The following is a 231-nucleotide window of genomic DNA, read 5'->3' on the forward strand; positions in this document are numbered from 1 at the left end:
GGCTCGCCACGCCGCCATAGATCGACCCCAGCACGATGAAGATCAACATCAGGGCGCCCATGGCGATCAGGCCCTAGCGCGCAAGCACCCGTACGCCGGGGAAAGGCTGTGCTGGCAACGTCTTGATCCGCGCCGCGATATAGATGGCGACCATCAAAATACCCCCCATCAGCAGTCCCGGAATCAGCCCAGCCATGAACATCTTGGCCGCCGAGACTTCCGTGGCGGCGG

1 protein-coding gene is annotated in these 231 nt (G+C 63.2%); it reads right to left on the bottom strand.

Annotation, left to right across the window (positions count from 1 at the left end; translation table 11 throughout):
* Positions 1-73 precede the first annotated feature (73 nt).
* A partial coding sequence (locus R2R70_RS23570) for a TRAP transporter large permease subunit (RefSeq protein WP_410979429.1) occupies positions 74-231 on the bottom strand: 158 nt, incomplete at its 5' end.

Source organism: Cobetia sp. SIMBA_158 (assembly GCF_046566945.1).
Lineage (GTDB): Bacteria > Pseudomonadota > Gammaproteobacteria > Pseudomonadales > Halomonadaceae > Cobetia > Cobetia amphilecti.